Genomic DNA, 20,424 nt, shown 5'->3' on the forward strand with positions numbered 1-20,424 from the left:
TCCATTTTTACCACTATATGTTTGATTCATCATGGCCCGAACCCCATACAGGGTAACCCGCTGGCGTACGCGGCGTTATTTTGCGTGCCCCACACTTCTCTGTCCGCGAGGCGCGGCGGGCGGTGGGAGGTTTCAGTGCCGGAGCGAGGGCGTCAGGGGCTGGGCGGGCCCCGGGACGCGCCCGGCGCTGCGGTACGTGGAGATGCCCAGGGCCAGCAGCCAGTAGCTCAGGACCGCGCCCATCGAGGCGGTGGTGCCCCAGCCGTTGGCCGCGTAGAAGTCGGCCGGGTCGTTGCCGAAGAACAGCGACGGGACGAAGGCCAGGCTGAGGGCCGCCAGGACGTAGCCGGAGCGGGCCGTCCAGCGGGGGAGCAGCCCCGTGCGGGAGATCGCGAACGCCATGGACGCCACGAACATCGCCAGCAGGACGCGGCCGATCGTGCCGTACAGGATGTACGTCCCCGAGACGGCGATCGTCGGATCGATCGACTCCTCGGCCCGGATGACCTCGCCCGCCTCCAGACCGTGCGAGACCAGCGTGACGATCACGTACGCCAGCCCGGAGGCGAATGCGAGGGTGCCGGCCCATTCGTACTCGGGCCGTACGCGCTTGACGAGTTCCCGGAACCCGGTCGCGAAGGCGATCAGGAACGCGAGGGCGAAGATGCCGATGAGCAGTCTGGCGAGGACGTTGCCGTCCGGCGGCGGGCCCGAGTAGACGAAGTACAGGGGCACTTCGAGGATGAGCGCGGCGGCGGTCGATATCGCCGCGATGCCGGCGAAGCGCCGGGCGAGGATCTCGTTCATGGGTGTTCCCCCAGGGAGCTGTTTGTTGATGTCGTGTTGGTCCGTCGGGCCGCGCTGACGCCTGCCGACGGCTGAAATCTTTCGCCACTGGCTGCTTCTCGTCGCTGGGCCTGGGGACCCGATCGGGGTGTTCCTGGCATCACCCCCGGTCCGGGGGCCGGAGTGCCCCGTCCCTTAATCGATGGATCCGGTCCGGTCGCGACTCCTAGGGTTGGCGGGGTCGGTGGGCACGGGCGACGGGGGAGTGTGGGGCATGCGTACGTCGTATCCGCGGACCGTGCATGTGCCCTGGTCGCCGGGCGTCGCCTCGGACGACGTCCGCGTCGGCGATCTGGACGGGCTGCGCGGGCGGGAGGTCGTCGTCACCGAGAAGATGGACGGCGAGAACACGACCCTGTACGGCGACGGCCTGCACGCCCGTTCCCTGGACTCCGGGCACCATCCGTCACGGGCCTGGGTGAAGGCGCTCCAGGGCCGGATCGGTCCGCGGATCCCGGCCGGCACACGGGTGTGCGGGGAGAACCTGTACGCGCGTCACTCGATCGCGTACGAGTCCCTGGAGAGCTGGTTCTACGGCTTCTCCGTCTGGGACGGCGAGTGGTGTCTCGGCTGGGACGAGACCGTGCGCTTCCTGCGGCGGCTCGGGATTCCCGTTCCGGCCGTGCTCTGGCGCGGGATCTACGACGAACGGGCCCTGCGGAAGCTCACGTTGGACCTCGCGCGGCAGGAGGGGTACGTCGTACGGACCGTCGACGGCTTCGTACGCGGGGAGTTCGGGCGCCGGCTCGCCAAGTGGGTCCGGCCGCACCACGTGGCGACCGATACGCACTGGATGCACGCCACCGTCGTGGAGAACGGGCGCGGGGCGGGGTCGGCGTTGTGGGACGTGCGGTCCGGGGGCCCGGTGGACGCGGGGGCCGTCGCGAGGACGGTGGGCGTCGAGGGCGACCAGGACGCCGCGGGGGAGGTCGCCGTACGGCTCGACGCCGCCGGCCGCTTCGGGGACGACCGGCTGAACGGGGTCCTCGCCGCGCTCTGCCACGACGTCCCGCGCGGCCGGCTCGCGGCGGCGCTCGTGGCGCCCCTCGGGATGGCGCAGGCGCGTCGCGTCGCCGACCTGGTGGGTCTGCATGCCCGCCCCCACGGGCCGTTCCCGGACGACGAGCGCCGTGCCGGGCTCGCGCGGATGGCCCTCGCCGCCGATCTGGGCGTACTGCACGCCGTCGCGGGCGTCCACGCGCGGAACGCGCAGGCGCGGGAGCAGGTCGAGTGGTCGGCGCTGCACGCCGAGGAGGCGGGGCTGCTGGACCGCGAGCCGCTGGAGGCGCTGCGGCGCGGGTTGCGGGACGCGCTCGAAGGGCTCGGTCCGAACGCCGTCGAACGGTGCTGGGCGCAGGCGCGCGACGCGTGGGCCGACGGGCGTCTGACCACCGTCGAGGAGGCCGTGGCCGCGACCTGGCGGTGGCGGTCCGGGGACTTCCCCTCCCTGATCCAGCTCGTCGGCCCCTCGGGGAGCGGAAAGAGCACCTTCGTAGGAGGACTCACCGGCGTGGGGACGCGGATCTCGCTGGACGACCTGCGCGAGGAGCGCGGTGCGCGCGCCGACCAAGGAGCCAACGGGGACATCCTCCGGGACGGTCTCGACCGCCTCGACCGGGCGCTCGCGGCCGGTGGCACGGTCGTGTGGGACGCCACCTCGCTCAACCGGCGGCAGCGCTCGCTCGTGCAGGCGGTGGCGCGGCGGCGCGACGCGTTCGTCACGCACGCCGTGCTGCTCGTGGACGAGGCCGAACTGGTCAGGCGCAACGGGGTACGGCCGCACCCGGTGCCGGCCGAGGTGCTCGCGGGACAGCTGCGGCGGTTCGTACCGCCGTATCCGGGGGACGCGCACCGTACGTGGTACGTCGGGGCGACGGGCACCGTCGGGGACGCCGACGACATCGGGAGCGGGGGACCGTGATGCGCACCAGTGATCAGCTCTACCACCAGGTCCGCTGGGACCCGCGCTTCGATCCCGCGCGCTTCGTCCTCGGCGTCAGCCGGCGCGGTACGGTCCCCGGCCGGATTCCGCTGCCCGCGTTCGTGCCCGGGGGCGAGATCCCGTGGCACCGGGTGCTGTTCGTGGAGGCGGACGGCGAGGTGGTCTGGGACCGCGCGACCGGCGTCGACCGCATCGACGAGACGGACGCCGGGCGGGTGCGGCACGCGCGGCTGCTGCGGGCGCCGTTCTTCACGGCGTGCACGCCGTACGGGTACGAGGGCGGCGGGTGGGTGCCCACGGGTCCCGGCTCGGGCGCCGGTCCCGGCTCCGGCTCCGGCGTCGGTTCCGTACGCGCTCCCGCCTCGCTGCGCGTACTGACCTGGAACACCCTCTGGGACCGCTACGACAGCGACCGCGTCCACACCGCGGCCCGCCGGCCCCTGCTGCTCAAGGCTTTGCGGGAGTCGGAGGCCGACGTCGTCGCCCTCCAGGAGGTCGAGGCCGACCTGCTCGCGATGCTCCTGAACGCACCCTGGGTGCGGGCGAGTTACGTCATCGGCACCGACCCGGGCGGGCGCCACGTCGACGACACGGGTCTGCTGCTTCTCAGCCGCCTTCCGGTACGGGAGGCGGGACGGCACGTGCTCGGCCCCCACAAGGCGGTCACCGCGCTCACCGTCGAGACCGCCACCGGTCCGCTCGTCGTGGCCTGTACGCATCTGAGCAGCGACCACTCCACGGACGGCGCGGACCGGCGCCGCGCCGAACTGACCGCGCTCGCCGAGGGGTTGGGCGGTATCGACACGCGGGACGTGCTCCTGCTCGGTGACTTCAACGACGGCGCCGGCGGGCCCGGAGGCCCGGCCGCGGCGCTCGGGCTGCGGGACGCCTGGAGCGAGGTGTACGGCTCCGAGGACTCGACGCCCACGTTCGATCCGGTCACCAATCCGCTGGCGGCGGTGTCGTCGCTGTCGGGCCGCGCCGGGCGGCTGGACCGGGTGCTGCTGCGGGGGAGCGGTGTCGTGGCGGGGGCGGCGCTGCGCGGGGACACGCCGGACGCGCGGGGGCTGTACCCGTCCGACCACTTCGGGGTGGAGGCGGAGGTCGCCCTCGGGGCGTCCGCCACGTCCACGTCCACGTCGACGGCCACGTCCACTTTCACGTCCACGTCCACGGGCGCGCTGGACGCCGAGGCCACCGCTCGTACGGCCGTCGCGTGGATACCGCCTCGCGCACGGTGGGCTCCCATCGAGGCCGTCCGACGGGAGCACGACCCGCAGGTCGACCGCTGGCCGCCGCACGTGAACCTGCTCTTCGGCTTCGTACCGGAGTCCGACTTCGAGCGCGCGGCGCCGCTGCTCGCCGCTGCCGCCGCCGAGACCGCGCCCTTCACCGCGCGGCTGGGCGGGGTGCACACCTTCGGTCACCGTGAGGACGCCACGCTCTGGCTGGATCCGGCGGGGGACGGGGGCTCGGCGTGGGTGGAGCTGCGGGGCGCGCTGGAACACCGCTTCCCGCGCTGCGGCGGACGGCGCGCCGAGGGCTTCACACCGCATCTGACCCTGGGGCGCAGCCGGGACCCGCGGCGGGCGGCGGCGGGGATCGAGGCGCGGCTTGGCGAAGTGCCGGTCGGCGTCGGGGAGTTGGCGCTGCTGTCGCGGCGGGGCGACGAGCCGATGCGGGTACGGGCGACGGTCGCGCTCGGCACGGGCGCGATCACCTGGCTTCCGGAGGACGCACCGCCCGCGCGCCGGCCGGCCGGTGACGCCGACAGGACCGCGCGGCTCCTCGCCCGGACGCTGGCCGACGGCGTCGTACACGTCGTGGGCTCGCGCCGGATGGGGTGCGCCCCCGCCGGGGCGGACCTGGACCTGGTGGCGGCGCTGCCGGGCGCGGCGGTGGACGTGGACGGGACACGGCGGCGGGTGACCGCCGTGCTGCCGCCCGCATCTCCCGTACGGGAGGTGGTGGGCGCACGTGTGCCCGGACTCCGGTTCACGGTGGGCGAGTTGGGCGTGGACCTGGCGATCGTCGCGACGGGCGACATGCCCCCTTCCTCGGCGGTGGACCGACGCGACGAACTGGGCGAGGCGGCGGCGGTCGCGCTGAGCGCGGTGAGCGACGCGGCGGCCGTACGGGACGCCGTCGGCGACCGGCACGCGGCCTTCGCCGGGCTGGCGAGGGACGTGAAGACGTGGGCGGCGGCGCGCGGCCTGGACTCGGCGCCGTTCGGCGGGCTGCCCGGTCTGGCCTGGGCGGTGCTGTCGGCGCGCACGGTCATGGAGGCGGAGGACCTCTCGCCCGATGACCTGCTCGGGCAGTTCTTCGGCACGTGGGCGGCCTGGGACTGGCGTGACGTGGTCTCCCTGACTCCCGTACCGGATACGGGGGTCATCGCCCCGGTCACGGTCCTGACCCCGACCGCCCCGATCCGCAGCTGCACGGCCCAGGTCGGCCTCGGCCACCGCGACCTGCTGGTCACGGAGCTCTACCGCGCCTGGGAACTCCTGGAGTCGGCCGCCGCCCCCGCACTCGCCGCACCCCCGCCCCTCCACCGCCGCCACGCCGCCTGGGCGGTGGCCACGGTGTCCACGCGCCGCCCGGACACGCTGGGCCGCTTCCGTGGCCGCGTACGGGCGCTGCTCACGGCTCTCGAAGCGGCCGGGGTACGCGACGCCCACGCCTGGCCGCGCCCGTACGCGACGGAGCGCGACCGTGTCCGTTACGCGATCGGCCTGGGCGCGGATCCACCGGACGCCGCCGCGCTCGCGGCGATCGTGGAGCCGTGGGGCCGTGGTCTTCGGGACGTGGAGGTGACGTGGGCCCGGGGCGGCGACGTCCCCACGCTCCGCTGATCCGCGGCGTCCGGGTCGCGGAGGGCCGCGACCCGGTGGCTCGGTGACTTGGCGGCCCGGCGGCCCGGTGGGTCAGGGGGCGGGGGCCATGCCGGCCGGGGTGCGGGCGGTGAGGAGAAGGTCCTCGTAGGTGTGGTGGCCGCGCGTGGTGGTGCGGTGGTGGAGCAGTTCGGCCGCGCGCGCGGGCTCGCCCGCGTCCACGAGGGCGCGGGCGAGGGTGTCCTGGATGATCTCCCGTTCGACGCGCACCCCGCCGATTCGTTCGGCGTCCTCGCCCAGGCCGCTGAGCAGGTCCACCGCGACCCGTGCCCGGCCCGCGGTGATCTCGGCCAGCGCCCGTACCACCGGGGCCAGGACCTCCCGGTAGTCGGGACGTTCGTCGGCGGCGGCTCGCCGGGCCAGGATGTGCAGGTCCTCGGTGGCGGCCTCCACGGCCAGGGCGAGGGCCAGGTTGAAGGTGTGGAAGACCTCCGCCATCCCGCCCGGTGCGGCGAGCAGTTCCCGTACGTGGACGGGATCGCTCCGGCCGGCCGGTTCCTGACCCGCCAGCAGCAGGCGCCAGTTCGTGGCGGCGCGCATGCCGACATCCGTACGCGCCAGAGCGGTGTCCGCCCGTCGGCGCGTGTCCGCGAAGTCGCCGCAGGCGAGGGACTGGAGAGCCGCGTGCCAGTTCAGATGGCCCGCCTGTACGGCCCCGGGGTCCTCCCCGAGCCACTCGTCCAGGAAAGCCGTGGAGGCGTGTCCCGCTCCCAGCTCGTGCTCGGCGTGCGCGAGGGCGTGCGCCGCCACCCCCGAGCGGGGATACAGGCCCAGCGCGTGCCCGGCCAGTTCGTGCGCCTCCCGCACCCGGCCCTGCTCCGCCCTGGTCGAGGCCAGCCAGCTCTGCCATGGCCAGCTCTCGGGGCCCGCGACCGTCGCCTGCTGCTCGACCAGGGCGTCGCCCTGTCGGCGGTAGGCGGCGTCCTCGCTGTGGAAGAAGGCGCCCAGCATGAGGCCACCCAGCTCGTCGGCGGGCCAGCGGGTGAAGTGCCCGGTCAGGTGGTCGGAGGTGAGCCGGTACTGCCGGTGCGTATGCAGGAACACCCCGTACACCAGGCTCGCCTCCCGCTCACCGGCGGCCAGCGCGTCGCGGTGGGCGATCACCAGCTGTTCCTTCAGCACCGGCTCGGACCACCGGTCACCGGTGGCCAGCGCGAGCAGGGCCCGCGCCACGCCACAGCCCGGATCCGAGCCGACCCACCGGCGCAGCAGCGGCAGCGCCTGCCCGCTCAGGGACAGCAGCGCCTCCACCGCCGTCCCGCTCACGGCCGTCGGACCGGTCACACGCTGGCGGGGATGATGGCGGTGCAGATGATGCCGCTGTTGCCGCAGTGGTTCCGCGACAGGCTCAACGGCAGGGCGGTCTGGTTGCCGTTCGCGACCCCGCTTCCGCCCACCGTGGCACCTGCGGCCCCCGAACTGCCCTGAATGGCACAGGAGTTGCCGAAGACCGCGTTCCCGATCCCGACGATGTTCGCCTGAGCGGCCCCGGCCGGAAGCAACGCCGCCCCGGCCACCGCGCCCAGCACCGCGACCCGCGCCCCCACACGTCCGGCGCCCTCGCCCACGTACCGCACCTTCGTACCCATCGCGTTCCTCCTTCGCCCGGCACCGCGTCGGCGCCGGTAGAGACCACGCGGGCCGGACGGACCCGGACCGCAAACCCTCCAACGAGAGAACCGGGCTCCCGACACGTGGGCGGTCACGGGGCGGCGACGGCCCGGCGCTTCCCTGATCCACCGGGCCGCGGTTTCCCGGGGCCCGGTGGTCATGAGCCGTCCCGCGGCCGCCCCGGCCGGTCAGTGCGCGGCGGTGTCGGCGATCCGGCCGGCGTAGCGCTGAGTCCAGGTGGTGTCGGTGTCGACGGTGACGACCAGGTCGTAGTAGCCGTCCTGGGTGGGCCAGGTGACGACCTTCGACCCGCCGTGCTCGACCGTGACCCTCCGGGTGTGGCCGAGGTAGTCGTGAGCGGTGAGCGTGTAGCGCACCGGCTCCTTGCCGTCGTTGCGCAGCGTGACCTCCACGCGAGCCTCGTGCTCGGCGCCCTCGCCCTTGCGCAGGTCGACGTCGACGCGGGGGAGGCCACCCTTTCCGGCGGGGCGGACCTGGCCGGCGAAGGAGCGTACGAAGCCGTCGTTGGAGTAGATCGAGAAGGCGTACCTGCCGTCGGTGGCCTTCGTGTCCCAGGTGTACTCGCGCGGCGTGCGCGCGGTGACGGTGAACGGGGTGTTGGAGAACGGCCGGTACTTGTCGGGGAACACCTGGAAGCTCAGGGCCTTGCCCTTCGGGCCGCCGGACAGGGTCATCCTGGCGGTGACCGTTCCGGACCTGTGGTCCTCCGAGAGCGTCGCGTGCGGGTGGAAACCCAGCGGGCGCGGCGTCATGTGCCGGGCGGCGACCGATACGGACTGCTCGGCCAGCGGGTCGGTGAAGGTGGCCGGACCGGGCCGCGGGTGGGCGAAGTCGAGCGCGCTGGTCAGGTCACCGGCGATCGAGCGCCGCCACTCACTGATGTTGGGGGAGCGGAAGGGCTTGCCCAGGTGCTCCGCCCAGACCTCCAGGAACTTGATCGTCGAGGTGTGGTCGAAGACCTCCGAGGCGACGTGGCCGCCGCGGGACCACGGCGACACCAGCAGCATCGGTACCCGGGGACCGAGGCCGAGCGGGTAGTCACCGGCGTACTCGCGGGGCGTGCCCGCCTCGGGCCACGGCGGCAGGACGTGGTCGAACTTCCCGTCGTTCTCGTCGTAGTTGAGGATGAAGAGGGTGTGGTCCCAGATGTCGGGGTTGCTCTGCAGGATGTCGAGCACCCTGTTGACGTAGCGCTCGCCGTGCCTGGCGTCCGCGTCCGGGTGCTCGGACCAGCCGTACGGCGCGACGATCCAGGACACGGCGGGCAGCGGGTGCTCGGCGCCGGGCCGGCAGGCGTCCCGGAAGTTCTTGAGGACGGCGTCGAGGTTCTCCTCGGAGTCGTCGTTCGGGGAGGTCATGCCGGAGTAGTACGTGGCGTTGCCGCGCCAGATCAGCCCGGTGCCGGGCCGCAGCTTCGGGTCGTCGGGGCCGAGTCCCTCCGGGTCGAACCCCTTGAAGTACTTGAGCTCGTTGTCGCCGTAGTCGCCGACCCAGGTGCTGATGTAACCCTGGCGCCCGTCGCCGCTGTTGTCCGAGTACAGCCGCCAGTCGATGCCGACGTCCTGGAGCTGCTCGGCCACGGTGGTCCAGGAGCGGGAGTAGTTGGACTCGTCGGTGTTGCCGGTCTCGCTGTTGGCGGTACCGCTCCACAGGTACTTGCGGTTCGGGTCGGTCGGCCCGAACTCGGAGGAGAAGTTCTGGTCGGCGATCGTGTACTGGGCGGCGACCGAGTGGTAGAAGCCCATGTAGGCGTCGCTGTGGTGGTTCATGCAGCTGGCGCCGTTGTGCCGCACCCACTGGTCCCACGTGCGGTGGTCGACGTCGCCCCAGGCCCCGTGGTCGTTGCCCCAACTGCTGTCGTCGACCTGCGGGGTGACGACCGAGCCGTTGGCGTCCTTCTGCTGGAAGACGGTGGTGCCGTCCTGGAAGCGCAGCGCCTGCTTGTCGTTGAAGCCGCGGATGCCGGGGAACGTGCCGAAGTAGTGGTCGGTCGACCGGTTCTCCTGCATCAGGATCACGATGTGCTTGAGGTCGGCCATGGTGCCCTTGAAGCCGCGCGGCAGGTCACTGTCGTGGTCGTGGCCGTGCGGCGGCTTCTGCGCGGCGTACGCGCCACCGCCCGCCCCCGCGGCCGCGCCGAGCATCAGCGTCCCGGCGGTGACGCCGGTGCCCTGGATGAACCGCCGACGGGTGGTGCCGGGTTGTTCCGGGCCGGGGGCAGTTGGGATCGGATCGGGGGCCATGGGTGCTCCTTGCCTGGGCAAATTCGGTGGTCGCTACAACCACCTCATGCCACAGCCCGAACGCCAACACGGCATGAACACCGCCCGAGGGCTGACCACCGGCGCATCGACCCCCAGACGGCCAACAGCCAGGGCGTTCGCAAAGCCCGCACCAAGGCCAGACCGCGAAACGCGCTCGCCTCCACCGCCTGGGCGAGCTTCATCGCGTACGCGTCCGGGCGCCGAACCCGGCAGTCCGGTACCGGGCCCTTCCGGTCAACCGCCGGTCCTCACGGCATCCCCGGCATCTCGTCCCTCAGGTTGGGGCGGATCTGGGTGTGGAGTTCTGCCGTGTTCTCTTGGGGGTGGGGCGGGGGTGCGGGGGGAGGGGGTGGTTCGTCCGTCTCGCCCGTGATCGCGAGCGTGCAGTCCGTTTCCGTGGGGATTTCTCGGTAATCGACTACTTTGCGCATGATGCACCTCTGTATTCCAGTGTCCTCCTGTTCGGGGGACTCCGGCCACGCCCGTCCTGCGCTTCACGTCCACCCGAGGATTCGCCGCTCACCCCGTGGGGTACGCTCTCCGGCCGCGATTGGCCAGGGCTCCGGGCCTTGTGGCACACTGCTCAGGTTGCTCGGTTGAGTGCCGATGCTGCGCGCCTCCCGCCGGGAGGACCGGAAGCGAGTCCCACAGTACTCGTCGTCCCCATCTGCCCCTCAGGGCAGCGCTGGGGCGGACGTACGGGAATCTTCCGGGAAGTGTCAGCGGGGTACCGGCCAGGCACCCGGTGGGCGTTCTTCCCCGGTCTCGCGGTCGTCAGGGCCCGCACCCCCTCGCAGGGAATCCTTCGGGATTCGTACGTGAAGGGATTGCGACACGCCCGACCGCGTGGGTCGGAGAGAACGGTGCACAGCCCAACCGGGTCCAGAGCGTTTCGAGAGACAGGACTACTGAGTAGCCATGGCGGGACAGAAGATCCGCATCCGGCTCAAGGCCTACGACCACGAGGTCATCGACTCTTCGGCGAAGAAGATCGTCGAGACGGTGACTCGCACTGGTGCGTCGGTCGCGGGCCCGGTGCCGCTGCCCACTGAGAAGAACGTGTACTGCGTCATCAAGTCGCCGCACAAGTACAAGGACTCGCGCGAGCACTTCGAGATGCGCACGCACAAGCGCCTGATCGACATTCTCGACCCGACGCCCAAGACCGTTGACTCGTTGATGCGCCTGGACCTTCCGGCCGGCGTCGACATCGAGATCAAGCTCTGAGAGGCGCGGAAGAGATGGCAAAGCAGATCAAGGGTGTCCTGGGCGAGAAGCTCGGCATGACCCAGGTCTGGGACGAGAACAACCGTGTCGTCCCGGTGACCGTGGTCAAGGCCGGACCCTGCGTCGTTACCCAGGTCCGTACGAATGACTCCGACGGCTACGAGTCGGTCCAGATCGCCTTCGGCGAGATCGACCCGCGCAAGGTGAACAAGCCCCTCAAGGGCCACTTCGCCAAGGCCGACGTGACCCCCCGCCGCCACCTGGTGGAGCTCCGCACCTCCGACGCCGGCGAGTACACGCTCGGCCAGGAGGTCACCGCCGCCGTGTTCGAGTCCGGCGTCCGCGTGGACGTCACGGGCAAGAGCAAGGGCAAGGGCTTCGCCGGTGTCATGAAGCGTCACAACTTCAAGGGCCTCGGCGCCGGTCACGGAACCCAGCGCAAGCACCGCTCTCCCGGCTCCATCGGTGGCTGTGCCACCCCGGGCCGTGTGTTCAAGGGCCTCCGCATGGCGGGTCGCATGGGCAACGAGCGGGTCACCACCCAGAACCTGACCGTTCACGCCGTTGACGCGGAGAAGGGCCTGCTCCTCATCAAGGGCGCGGTCCCCGGTCCGAACGGCGGCCTCGTCCTGGTCCGCACCGCGGCGAAGGGGGCCTGAAGACATGAGCACCATCGACATCGTGTCGCCCTCGGGCGACAAGACCGGGACCGTTGAGCTCCCGGCCGAGATCTTCGACGCGAAGGTCAGCATTCCGCTGATCCACCAGGTCGTCGTCGCGCAGCTGGCCGCCGCCCGTCAGGGCACGCACAAGGTCAAGCGCCGTGGCGAGGTCCGTGGTGGTGGCAAGAAGCCCTACCGCCAGAAGGGCACCGGCCGCGCCCGTCAGGGTTCGACCCGTGCGCCGCAGTTCGCCGGCGGTGGCGTCGTACACGGCCCCACCCCGCGTGACTACTCGCAGCGGACCCCCAAGAAGATGAAGGTCGCCGCCCTGCGCGGAGCCCTCACCGACCGGGCCCGCAACGCTCGTGTCCACGTCGTCTCCGACGTGGTCGAGGGCGCGGCGTCCACCAAGGCCGCCAAGACCCTGCTCGGCAAGGTCAGTGAGCGCAAGCACGTGCTCCTGGTCGTCGAGCGGAGCGACGAGGCCGCGTGGCTCTCCGCGCGCAACCTCCCCGAGGTCCACCTGCTGGACCCGGGACAGCTCAACACGTACGACGTGCTTGTCTCCGACGACGTGGTCTTCACCAAGGCCGCCTTCGAGTCCTTCGTGTCCGGCGGGGCTGCGCGACAGACTGCCGAGACCGAGGGGAGCGAAGCCTGATGGCCGAGATCACCAGCAAGACCTTCACGGACCCGCGTGACGTTCTCGTCAAGCCCGTGGTGTCCGAGAAGAGCTACGCGCTGCTCGACGAGAACAAGTACACGTTCATCGTCGCGCCCGGCTCCAACAAGACCCAGATCAAGCAGGCCGTCGAGGCGGTCTTCTCGGTCAAGGTCACCGGGGTCAACACGATCAACCGGCAGGGCAAGCGCAAGCGCACCCGCACCGGTTTCGGCAAGCGCGCCGACACCAAGCGCGCCATCGTGACCCTCGCCGAGGGCGACCGTATCGACATCTTCGGCGGCCCGACTTCCTAGCGGAAGTCGGATCGTGTCGAAGTCCGGAATATTCCGAGGACTGAGAAATGGGTATCCGCAAGTACAAGCCGACGACCCCGGGCCGTCGTGGCTCCAGCGTCGCCGACTTTGTCGAGATCACGCGGTCCACGCCGGAGAAGTCGCTGGTCCGCCCTCTGCACAGCAAGGGCGGCCGTAACAACGCCGGTCGTGTGACCGTTCGCCACCAGGGCGGCGGCCACAAGCGCGCATTTCGCCTGATCGATTTTCGCCGTCACGACAAGGACGGCGTGCCGGCCAAGGTCGCGCACATCGAGTACGACCCGAACCGCACCGCGCGCATCGCGCTCCTGCACTACGCGGACGGCGAGAAGCGCTACATTCTCGCGCCGCGTGGTCTGACGCAGGGCAGCCGTGTCGAGAACGGCCCGTCCGCCGACATCAAGCCCGGCAACAACCTGGCGCTGCGCAACATCCCGGTCGGTACGACCATCCACGCCATCGAGCTGCGTCCCGGCGGCGGCGCGAAGTTCGCCCGCTCCGCGGGCACTTCGGTCCAGCTGCTGGCGAAGGAGGGCTCCATGGCCCACCTTCGTATGCCGTCCGGAGAGATCCGGCTGGTCGACGTCCGCTGCCGCGCCACCATCGGTGAGGTCGGCAACGCCGAGCAGTCGAACATCAACTGGGGCAAGGCCGGCCGTATGCGCTGGAAGGGCGTGCGCCCGACCGTCCGCGGTGTCGCGATGAACCCCGTCGACCACCCGCACGGTGGTGGTGAGGGCAAGACCTCCGGTGGTCGCCACCCGGTCAGCCCGTGGGGTCAGAAGGAAGGTCGTACGCGTTCGCCGAAGAAGGCGAGCAACAAGTACATCGTCCGCCGCCGCAAGACGAACAAGAAGCGCTAGGAGCGGGTTTTCAGATGCCGCGCAGTCTCAAGAAGGGGCCCTTCGTCGACGGCCACCTCATCAAGAAGGTGGATGTCCAGAACGAAGCTGGCACCAAGAACGTCATCAAGACCTGGTCCCGTCGCTCGATGATCGTCCCGGCAATGCTGGGCCACACCATCGCGGTGCACAACGGCAAGATCCATGTCCCGGTGTTCGTCACCGAGTCGATGGTCGGCCACAAGCTCGGCGAGTTCTCGCCGACTCGCACCTTCCGCGGCCACGTCAAGGACGACCGGAAGTCGAAGCGCCGCTAACCGCGGGGTGGAAACGACTATGACTTACACCGAAGGGACAACCATGGAAGCCAGGGCCCAGGCGCGGTACATCCGCGTCACGCCCATGAAGGCCCGCCGCGTGGTGGACCTCATCCGTGGCATGGACGCCACGGAGGCTCAGGCGGTCCTGCGTTTCGCCCCGCAGGCCGCGAGCGTGCCGGTCGGCAAGGTGCTGGACAGCGCCATTGCCAACGCCGCGCACAACTACGACCACTCCGACGCCACATCGCTGGTCATCAGCGAGGCGTACGTGGACGAGGGTCCGACCCTGAAGCGGTTCCGGCCGCGTGCCCAGGGCCGCGCCTACCGGATCCGTAAGCGGACCAGCCACATCACCGTGGTCGTCAGCAGCAAGGAAGGAACCCGGTAATGGGCCAGAAGGTTAACCCGCATGGGTTCCGGCTCGGTATCACCACGGACTTCAAGTCCCGCTGGTATGCCGACAAGCTGTACAAGGACTACGTCAAGGAAGACGTCGCCATTCGTCGCATGATGACGAAGGGGATGGAGCGTGCCGGTATCTCCAAGGTGGAGATCGAGCGCACCCGTGACCGCGTCCGCGTGGACATCCACACCGCACGTCCGGGCATCGTCATCGGCCGCCGCGGCGCCGAGGCCGACCGTATCCGCGGCGAGCTGGAGAAGCTGACCGGCAAGCAGGTCCAGCTGAACATCCTCGAGGTCAAGAACCCCGAGGTGGACGCTCAGCTGGTGGCCCAGGCCGTCGCCGAGCAGCTGTCCTCGCGTGTCTCCTTCCGTCGCGCCATGCGCAAGAGCATGCAGTCGACGATGAAGGCCGGCGCCAAGGGCATCAAGATCCAGTGCGGTGGCCGCCTCGGCGGCGCCGAGATGTCGCGCTCGGAGTTCTACCGCGAGGGCCGCGTGCCCCTGCACACGCTCCGCGCCAACGTCGACTACGGCTTCTTCGAGGCCAAGACGACCTTCGGCCGTATCGGTGTGAAGGTCTGGATCTACAAGGGCGACGTCAAGAACATCGCCGAGGTGCGCGCCGAGAACGCCGCGGCGCGCGCGGGCAACCGCCCGGCCCGTGGCGGCGGCAACGACCGTCCGGCCGGCCGCGGTGGCCGCGGTGGCGAGCGTGGCGGTCGCGGTGGCCGCAAGCCCCAGCAGGCTCCGGGCGCCGAGGCGCCCGAGTCGGCGAAGGCCGGTGCCACGGCTGCTCCGGCAGCGGAGGCCGCGCCCACTTCTACCGGCGGAACGGAGGCCTGACCGAAATGCTGATCCCCCGTAGGGTCAAGCACCGCAAGCAGCACCACCCGAAGCGCAGCGGAATGTCCAAGGGTGGCACGCAGGTTGCGTTCGGCGAGTACGGCATCCAGGCGCTGACCCCGGCATACGTGACGAACCGCCAGATCGAGGCGGCCCGTATCGCGATGACCCGCCACATCAAGCGTGGCGGCAAGGTCTGGATCAACATCTACCCGGACCGTCCGCTCACCAAGAAGCCCGCCGAGACCCGCATGGGTTCCGGTAAGGGTTCTCCCGAGTGGTGGATCGCGAACGTCAAGCCCGGCCGGGTGATGTTCGAGCTGTCCTACCCGAACGAGAAGGTTGCCAAGGAGGCGCTCACCCGCGCCGCCCACAAGCTTCCGATGAAGTGCCGCATCGTTCGGCGCGAGGCAGGTGAGTCGTGATGGCGGCCGTTACCAAGGCGTCCGAGCTGCGTGAACTGGGCAACGAGGAGCTTGTCGACAAGCTTCGCGAGGCCAAGGAAGAGCTGTTCAACCTCCGCTTCCAGGCGGCGACCGGTCAGCTCGAGAACCACGGCCGGCTGAAGCTGGTCCGGAAGGACATCGCGCGGATCTACACCCTGATGCGTGAGCGCGAGCTGGGCATCGAGACGGTGGAGAGCGCCTGATGACTGAGAGCAACGTGACCGAGACGACCCCCAAGAGCGAGCGCGGATTCCGCAAGACCCGTGAGGGTCTCGTCGTCAGCGACAAGATGGACAAGACCGTCGTCGTCGCTGTCGAGGACCGTGTGAAGCACGCCCTGTACGGCAAGGTCATCCGCCGTACGAACAAGCTCAAGGCGCACGACGAGCAGAACGCCGCCGGGATCGGCGACCGTGTCCTCCTCATGGAGACCCGGCCGCTGTCCGCGACGAAGCGCTGGCGCATCGTCGAGATCCTTGAGAAGGCCAAGTAACCCGAGGCCGAGCAATCCCTCCCAGGGCATTCTCTGGGAGTAGTTCCGCCAGGCTCGGCGGGGGCCGGCCGTAACAGGCCGGCCCCCGCCGGGAACCGGCAGACGATCAGGAGATAGACGTGATCCAGCAGGAGTCGCGACTGCGTGTCGCCGACAACACTGGTGCCAAGGAGATCCTTTGCATCCGTGTTCTCGGTGGCTCGGGTCGCCGCTACGCGGGTATCGGTGACGTCATCGTCGCCACCGTCAAGGACGCGATCCCCGGTGGCAACGTGAAGAAGGGTGACGTCATCAAGGCGGTCATCGTTCGCACCGTGAAGGAGCGCCGCCGCCAGGACGGCTCGTACATCCGCTTCGACGAGAACGCCGCCGTCATTCTGAAGAACGACGGCGACCCTCGTGGCACCCGTATCTTCGGCCCGGTGGGCCGTGAGCTGCGCGAGAAGAAGTTCATGAAGATCATCTCGCTCGCGCCGGAGGTGCTGTAAGCATGAAGATCAAGAAGGGCGACCTGGTTCAGGTCATCACCGGTAAGGACAAGGGCAAGCAGGGCAAGGTCATCGTGGCCTACCCCACGCAGAACCGTGTCCTCGTCGAGGGTGTCAACCGGGTCAAGAAGCACACCAAGGCCGGCCAGACCGCGCGTGGTTCGCAGACCGGCGGCATCGTGACGACCGAGGCCCCTGTCCACATCAGCAACGTTCAGCTGGTCGTGGAGAAGGACGGCAAGAAGGTCGTCACCCGCGTCGGGTACCGCTTTGACGACGAGGGCAACAAGATCCGCGTTGCCAAGCGGACCGGTGAGGACATCTGATGACGACCACAACCGCGCCGCGTCTGAAGCTGCGCTACCGCGAGGAGATCGCCGGCAAGCTGCGTGAGGAGTTCTCGTACGAGAACGTCATGCAGGTCCCCGGTCTCGTCAAGATCGTGGTCAACATGGGTGTGGGCGACGCCGCCCGCGACTCCAAGCTGATCGAGGGTGCCATCAAGGACCTCACCACGATCACCGGCCAGAAGCCGGCCGTGACCAAGGCCCGCAAGTCGATCGCGCAGTTCAAGCTGCGCGAGGGGCAGCCGATCGGCTGCCACGTCACCCTCCGCGGTGACCGCATGTGGGAGTTCCTGGACCGTACGCTGTCGCTCGCGCTGCCGCGTATCCGTGACTTCCGCGGCCTGTCGCCCAAGCAGTTCGACGGCCGTGGCAACTACACCTTCGGTCTCACGGAGCAGGTCATGTTCCACGAGATCGACCAGGACAAGATCGACCGGGTCCGGGGCATGGACATCACCGTGGTGACCACGGCGACCAACGACGACGAGGGTCGTGCCCTCCTTCGTCACCTCGGCTTCCCGTTCAAGGAGAACTGACCGTGGCGAAGAAGGCTCTGATCGCTAAGGCCGCCCGCAAGCCGAAGTTCGGCGTGCGCGGTTACACCCGCTGCCAGCGCTGCGGGCGTCCCCACTCCGTCTACCGCAAGTTCGGCCTCTGCCGTGTCTGCCTTCGTGAGATGGCACACCGCGGCGAGCTGCCGGGCGTCACCAAGAGCTCCTGGTAGTTCCTCCCCCGGGAGGAATCAACCAGAAGCTCTCGGTAAGCAACTGGTCGGCGGATGCCCTGCTTTCCATGCCGTAGGCTTGGGGGGTTGGGCGTCCGGCGCCCAAAACTTACTACGCCGTAGGTCCCCGCACCGCACCCGTCCCGCCGTCGAGCGGGGAGAGGGATGGCGCATACAGGAAACCCCGGCGAGAGAGGCCGAAGGCCAATTCATGACCATGACTGATCCCATCGCAGACATGCTCACGCGTCTGCGTAACGCGAACTCGGCGTATCACGACACCGTCGAGATGCCGCACAGCAAGATCAAGTCGCACATCGCGGAGATCCTCCAGCAGGAGGGCTTCATCACCGGCTGGAAGGTCGAGGACGCCGAGGTCGGCAAGAGCCTCACCCTCGAGCTGAAGTTCGGCCCGAACCGCGAGCGTTCGATCGCCGGCATCAAGCGCATCTCGAAGCCGGGTCTGCGCGTGTACGCCAAGTCCACCAATCTGCCCAAGGTGCTCGGCGGCCTGGGCGTGGCGATCATCTCCACGTCCCATGGTCTTCTGACGGGCCAGCAGGCAGGCAAGAAGGGCGTAGGTGGGGAAGTCCTCGCCTACGTCTGGTAGTCGGGAACGGAGGAAAAGCTCATGTCGCGAATCGGCAAGCTCCCCATCCAGGTTCCCACCGGTGTGGACGTCACCATCGACGGCCGTACGGTCGCGGTGAAGGGCCCCAAGGGTTCCCTCTCGCACACCGTGGCGGCGCCGATCGAGGTCACCAAGGGCGACGACGGCACTCTCAAGGTGCTGCGCCCGAACGACGAGCGTCAGAACAAGGCCCTGCACGGCCTGTCCCGCACGCTGGTGGCGAACATGATCACCGGTGTGACCCAGGGATACAGCAAGGCGCTCGAAATCAGCGGTGTCGGTTACCGCGTCCAGGCGAAGGGCTCCAACCTGGAGTTCGCGCTCGGATACAGCCACCCGATCACCGTCGAGGCCCCCGAGGGCATCACCTTCAAGGTCGAGTCCCCGACGAAGCTCAGTGTCGAGGGCATCGACAAGCAGAAGGTCGGCGAGGTCGCGGCGAACATCCGCAAGCTGCGGAAGCCCGACCCGTACAAGGCCAAGGGCGTCAAGTACGCGGGCGAGGTCATCCGCCGCAAGGTCGGAAAGGCGGGCAAGTAGCCATGGCATTCGGTGTAAAGATCGCCAAGGGCAAGGCCTACAAGGCCGCTGCCATCAAGCGCCGTCACATCCGCGTACGCAAGAAGGTCTCGGGCACGCAGGTCCGCCCCCGGCTCGTTGTGACGCGTTCCAACCGCCACATGGTGGCCCAGGTCATCGACGACATCGCGGGCCACACGCTCGCCTCGGCGTCGAGCCTGGACTCCTCGATCCGCGGTGGCGAAGGCGACAAGAGCGCCCAGGCACAGCAGGTGGGTGCCCTGGTCGCCGAGCGCGCCAAGGCCGCCGGTATCGAGGCCGTCGTGTTCGACCGTGGTGGCAACCAGTACGCCGGGCGGATTGCCGCTCTGGCTGACGCCGCCCGTGAAGCCGGGCTGAAGTTCTAAGCCCCGGTTCCGGAGCTAGCGGACGTAACAGAGAGAGGTAAATCCAATGGCTGGACCCCAGCGCCGCGGAAGCGGTGCCGGTGGCGGCGAGCGGCGGGACCGGAAGGGCCGTGACGGTGGCGCTGCCGCCGAGAAGACCGCGTACGTCGAGCGTGTCGTCGCGATCAACCGTGTCGCCAAGGTCGTGAAGGGTGGTCGTCGCTTCAGCTTCACCGCGCTGGTCGTGGTGGGCGACGGTGACGGCACCGTGGGTGTCGGTTACGGCAAGGCCAAGGAGGTGCCGGCCGCCATCGCCAAGGGTGTTGAGGAGGCCAAGAAGCACTTCTTCAAGGTCCCCCGTATCCAGGGCACCATCCCGCACCCGATCCAGGGTGAGAAGGCGGCGGGCGTCGTCCTGCTCAAGCCCGCGTCCCCCGGTACCGGCGTCATCGCCGGTGGCCCGGTGCGTGCGGTGCTCGAGTGCGCCGGCGTCCACGACATCCTGTCGAAGTCGCTCGGCTCGTCGAACCCGATCAACATCGTGCACGCGACCGTGGCGGCCCTCCAGGGTCTGCAGCGTCCCGAGGAGATCGCGGCCCGCCGCGGTCTGCCCCTCGAGGACGTCGCCCCCGCGGCTCTGCTTCGTGCGCGTGCGGGAGCGGGTGCGTGATGGCCCGTCTCAAGATCACGCAGACGAAGTCGTACATCGGCAGCAAGCAGAACCACCGCGAGACCCTTCGTTCGCTCGGCCTCAAGCGGGTCAACGATGTGGTTGTCAAGGAAGATCGTCCCGAGTTCCGCGGCATGGCCAACACCGTGCGGCACCTCGTGACGGTTGAGGAGGTCGACTGACATGGCGGAGCAGAAGCCGCTGAAGGTCCACAACCTCCGTCCTGCCCCCGGAGCCAAGACCGCCAAGACCCGTGTGGGCCGTGGCGAGGCGTCCAAGGGCAAGACCGCGGGTCGTGGCACCAAGGGCACCAAGGCCCGTTACCAGGTTCCGGAGCGCTTCGAGGGCGGGCAGATGCCCCTCCACATGCGTCTCCCGAAGCTCAAGGGCTTCAAGAACCCGTTCCGTACCGAGTACCAGGTGGTTAACCTGGACAAGCTGGCCGAGCTCTACCCGCAGGGTGGCGAGGTCACTGTGGCCGACCTGGTCGACAAGGGTGCGGTCCGCAAGAACAGCCTCGTCAAGGTCCTGGGCCAGGGCGAGATCTCCGTGGCACTGACGGTTTCGGTTGACGCCGCTTCCGGCTCCGCCAAGGAGAAGATTGCCGCCGCCGGCGGCTCCGTCACCGAACTCGTCTGAGACGTCTCGGACGAATTCGATGCGGTGAACGACCAACCGGGGGTGCCTCTCAAAAGGGGCATCCCCGGTTGGTCGTTCCTAGTGGAGCGGGTACGCCGGTAAGGTGGCGTGCACTGTTGCTGTATGAACCCGGGGGTCCGCCCCCGGACCCCGAGCCACGCGGACTCTCCGCCGGGGTGGTCGCGTGGCTTTTTGCCTGATATGT

The 20,424-nt window shown here is 69.6% G+C and carries 27 protein-coding genes; 23 read left to right on the forward strand and 4 right to left on the reverse strand.

Annotated features, from left to right (window positions below):
• Positions 1–132: 132 nt before the first annotated feature.
• On the reverse strand, positions 133–807 hold the full coding sequence (locus tag ACFWU9_RS10660) for a hypothetical protein (RefSeq protein ID WP_384316426.1): 675 nt from the start codon (positions 805–807) through the stop codon (positions 133–135).
• 253 nt (positions 808–1,060) lie between these two features.
• On the opposite strand from ACFWU9_RS10660, the gene ACFWU9_RS10665 reads away from it, so the two are divergent.
• Positions 1,061–2,767, forward strand: coding sequence for an RNA ligase family protein (locus tag ACFWU9_RS10665; protein ID WP_384316428.1), 1,707 nt, complete (start codon positions 1,061–1,063; stop codon positions 2,765–2,767).
• Positions 2,767–5,643 (forward strand): poly(A) polymerase, encoded by a 2,877-nt coding sequence (locus ACFWU9_RS10670; RefSeq protein ID WP_384316430.1) that lies wholly within the window; start codon positions 2,767–2,769, stop codon positions 5,641–5,643. Before ACFWU9_RS10665 ends, ACFWU9_RS10670 begins: the two co-directional genes overlap by 1 nt.
• 72 nt (positions 5,644–5,715) lie before the next feature.
• Here the strand turns inward: ACFWU9_RS10670 and ACFWU9_RS10675 are convergent, their stop codons facing one another.
• The 3 genes from ACFWU9_RS10675 to ACFWU9_RS10685 all read right to left on the reverse strand — a co-directional run bounded on the left by ACFWU9_RS10675 (position 5,716) and on the right by ACFWU9_RS10685 (position 9,557).
• Positions 5,716–6,966 (reverse strand): hypothetical protein, encoded by a 1,251-nt coding sequence (locus tag ACFWU9_RS10675; protein ID WP_384316431.1) that lies wholly within the window; start codon positions 6,964–6,966, stop codon positions 5,716–5,718.
• Positions 6,963–7,271 carry a chaplin family protein gene (locus tag ACFWU9_RS10680; RefSeq protein ID WP_384316433.1) on the reverse strand — a complete coding sequence of 103 codons (309 nt, stop codon included), beginning with the start codon at positions 7,269–7,271 and terminating at the stop codon, positions 6,963–6,965. Before ACFWU9_RS10680 ends, ACFWU9_RS10675 begins: the two co-directional genes overlap by 4 nt.
• Positions 7,272–7,481: 210 nt before the next feature.
• On the reverse strand, positions 7,482–9,557 hold the full coding sequence (locus ACFWU9_RS10685; RefSeq protein WP_384316435.1) for an alkaline phosphatase family protein: 2,076 nt from the start codon (positions 9,555–9,557) through the stop codon (positions 7,482–7,484).
• A gap of 939 nt (positions 9,558–10,496) precedes the next feature.
• Here ACFWU9_RS10685 and rpsJ point away from each other — a divergent pair.
• The 21 genes from rpsJ to rplO all read left to right on the forward strand — a co-directional run bounded on the left by rpsJ (position 10,497) and on the right by rplO (position 20,219).
• Positions 10,497–10,805, forward strand: coding sequence for a 30S ribosomal protein S10 (gene rpsJ, locus ACFWU9_RS10690; RefSeq protein WP_003948644.1), 309 nt, complete (start codon positions 10,497–10,499; stop codon positions 10,803–10,805).
• A 14-nt stretch (positions 10,806–10,819) separates the two neighbouring features.
• On the forward strand, positions 10,820–11,464 hold the full coding sequence (rplC, locus tag ACFWU9_RS10695) for a 50S ribosomal protein L3 (RefSeq protein WP_384196794.1): 645 nt from the start codon (positions 10,820–10,822) through the stop codon (positions 11,462–11,464).
• Positions 11,465–11,468: 4 nt separating this feature from the next.
• Positions 11,469–12,128 (forward strand): 50S ribosomal protein L4, encoded by a 660-nt coding sequence (gene rplD / locus ACFWU9_RS10700; protein ID WP_384316437.1) that lies wholly within the window; start codon positions 11,469–11,471, stop codon positions 12,126–12,128.
• A complete protein-coding gene (rplW, locus tag ACFWU9_RS10705) occupies positions 12,128–12,445 on the forward strand; it encodes a 50S ribosomal protein L23 (protein WP_147874344.1) in 318 nt (105 codons plus the stop codon). Before rplD ends, rplW begins: the two co-directional genes overlap by 1 nt.
• Positions 12,446–12,492: 47 nt before the next feature.
• Complete coding sequence (gene rplB, locus ACFWU9_RS10710) at positions 12,493–13,329, forward strand: 50S ribosomal protein L2 (RefSeq protein ID WP_023539343.1); 837 nt, start codon at positions 12,493–12,495, stop codon at positions 13,327–13,329.
• A 14-nt stretch (positions 13,330–13,343) separates the two neighbouring features.
• Positions 13,344–13,625, forward strand: coding sequence for a 30S ribosomal protein S19 (gene rpsS, locus ACFWU9_RS10715; protein WP_003966956.1), 282 nt, complete (start codon positions 13,344–13,346; stop codon positions 13,623–13,625).
• A 43-nt stretch (positions 13,626–13,668) separates the two neighbouring features.
• A complete protein-coding gene (gene rplV / locus ACFWU9_RS10720) occupies positions 13,669–14,016 on the forward strand; it encodes a 50S ribosomal protein L22 (protein ID WP_189107821.1) in 348 nt (115 codons plus the stop codon).
• On the forward strand, positions 14,016–14,876 hold the full coding sequence (gene rpsC / locus ACFWU9_RS10725) for a 30S ribosomal protein S3 (protein ID WP_384316439.1): 861 nt from the start codon (positions 14,016–14,018) through the stop codon (positions 14,874–14,876). The genes rplV and rpsC overlap by 1 nt, the downstream gene beginning before the upstream one ends.
• Positions 14,877–14,881: 5 nt before the next feature.
• Positions 14,882–15,301 carry a 50S ribosomal protein L16 gene (gene rplP, locus ACFWU9_RS10730; protein ID WP_023539339.1) on the forward strand — a complete coding sequence of 140 codons (420 nt, stop codon included), beginning with the start codon at positions 14,882–14,884 and terminating at the stop codon, positions 15,299–15,301.
• A complete protein-coding gene (gene rpmC, locus ACFWU9_RS10735) occupies positions 15,301–15,525 on the forward strand; it encodes a 50S ribosomal protein L29 (protein ID WP_031230018.1) in 225 nt (74 codons plus the stop codon). The genes rplP and rpmC overlap by 1 nt, the downstream gene beginning before the upstream one ends.
• Entirely contained in the window at positions 15,525–15,815 is a 291-nt protein-coding gene (gene rpsQ / locus ACFWU9_RS10740; RefSeq protein ID WP_384316441.1) for a 30S ribosomal protein S17, read from the forward strand. Before rpmC ends, rpsQ begins: the two co-directional genes overlap by 1 nt.
• Positions 15,816–15,934: 119 nt before the next feature.
• Positions 15,935–16,303, forward strand: a complete 369-nt coding sequence (gene rplN / locus ACFWU9_RS10745) for a 50S ribosomal protein L14 (protein WP_023539336.1) — start codon at positions 15,935–15,937, stop codon at positions 16,301–16,303.
• A 2-nt stretch (positions 16,304–16,305) separates the two neighbouring features.
• Positions 16,306–16,629, forward strand: a complete 324-nt coding sequence (gene rplX, locus ACFWU9_RS10750; RefSeq protein ID WP_189107648.1) for a 50S ribosomal protein L24 — start codon at positions 16,306–16,308, stop codon at positions 16,627–16,629.
• Complete coding sequence (gene rplE / locus ACFWU9_RS10755) at positions 16,629–17,186, forward strand: 50S ribosomal protein L5 (RefSeq protein ID WP_384316443.1); 558 nt, start codon at positions 16,629–16,631, stop codon at positions 17,184–17,186. The genes rplX and rplE overlap by 1 nt, the downstream gene beginning before the upstream one ends.
• A gap of 2 nt (positions 17,187–17,188) precedes the next feature.
• Entirely contained in the window at positions 17,189–17,374 is a 186-nt protein-coding gene (locus ACFWU9_RS10760; RefSeq protein ID WP_003948630.1) for a type Z 30S ribosomal protein S14, read from the forward strand.
• 211 nt (positions 17,375–17,585) lie between these two features.
• The gene (gene rpsH / locus ACFWU9_RS10765) at positions 17,586–17,984 is read left to right on the forward strand and encodes a 30S ribosomal protein S8 (RefSeq protein WP_023539333.1); all 399 of its coding nucleotides are present in this window, start codon (positions 17,586–17,588) and stop codon (positions 17,982–17,984) included.
• Between the two features lie 21 nt (positions 17,985–18,005).
• Positions 18,006–18,545 (forward strand): 50S ribosomal protein L6, encoded by a 540-nt coding sequence (rplF, locus tag ACFWU9_RS10770; protein WP_384316445.1) that lies wholly within the window; start codon positions 18,006–18,008, stop codon positions 18,543–18,545.
• A gap of 2 nt (positions 18,546–18,547) precedes the next feature.
• A complete protein-coding gene (gene rplR, locus ACFWU9_RS10775; protein WP_384316447.1) occupies positions 18,548–18,931 on the forward strand; it encodes a 50S ribosomal protein L18 in 384 nt (127 codons plus the stop codon).
• 46 nt (positions 18,932–18,977) lie between these two features.
• Positions 18,978–19,580, forward strand: coding sequence for a 30S ribosomal protein S5 (gene rpsE, locus ACFWU9_RS10780; RefSeq protein WP_023539330.1), 603 nt, complete (start codon positions 18,978–18,980; stop codon positions 19,578–19,580).
• Positions 19,580–19,762 (forward strand): 50S ribosomal protein L30, encoded by a 183-nt coding sequence (gene rpmD, locus ACFWU9_RS10785; RefSeq protein WP_329383108.1) that lies wholly within the window; start codon positions 19,580–19,582, stop codon positions 19,760–19,762. The genes rpsE and rpmD overlap by 1 nt, the downstream gene beginning before the upstream one ends.
• Position 19,763: 1 nt before the next feature.
• Positions 19,764–20,219, forward strand: a complete 456-nt coding sequence (rplO, locus tag ACFWU9_RS10790) for a 50S ribosomal protein L15 (RefSeq protein ID WP_023539328.1) — start codon at positions 19,764–19,766, stop codon at positions 20,217–20,219.
• Positions 20,220–20,424 lie beyond the last annotated feature (205 nt).

Origin of the sequence: Streptomyces sp. NPDC058653 (assembly GCF_042716895.1) — a bacterium.
Lineage (GTDB): Bacteria > Actinomycetota > Actinomycetes > Streptomycetales > Streptomycetaceae > Streptomyces.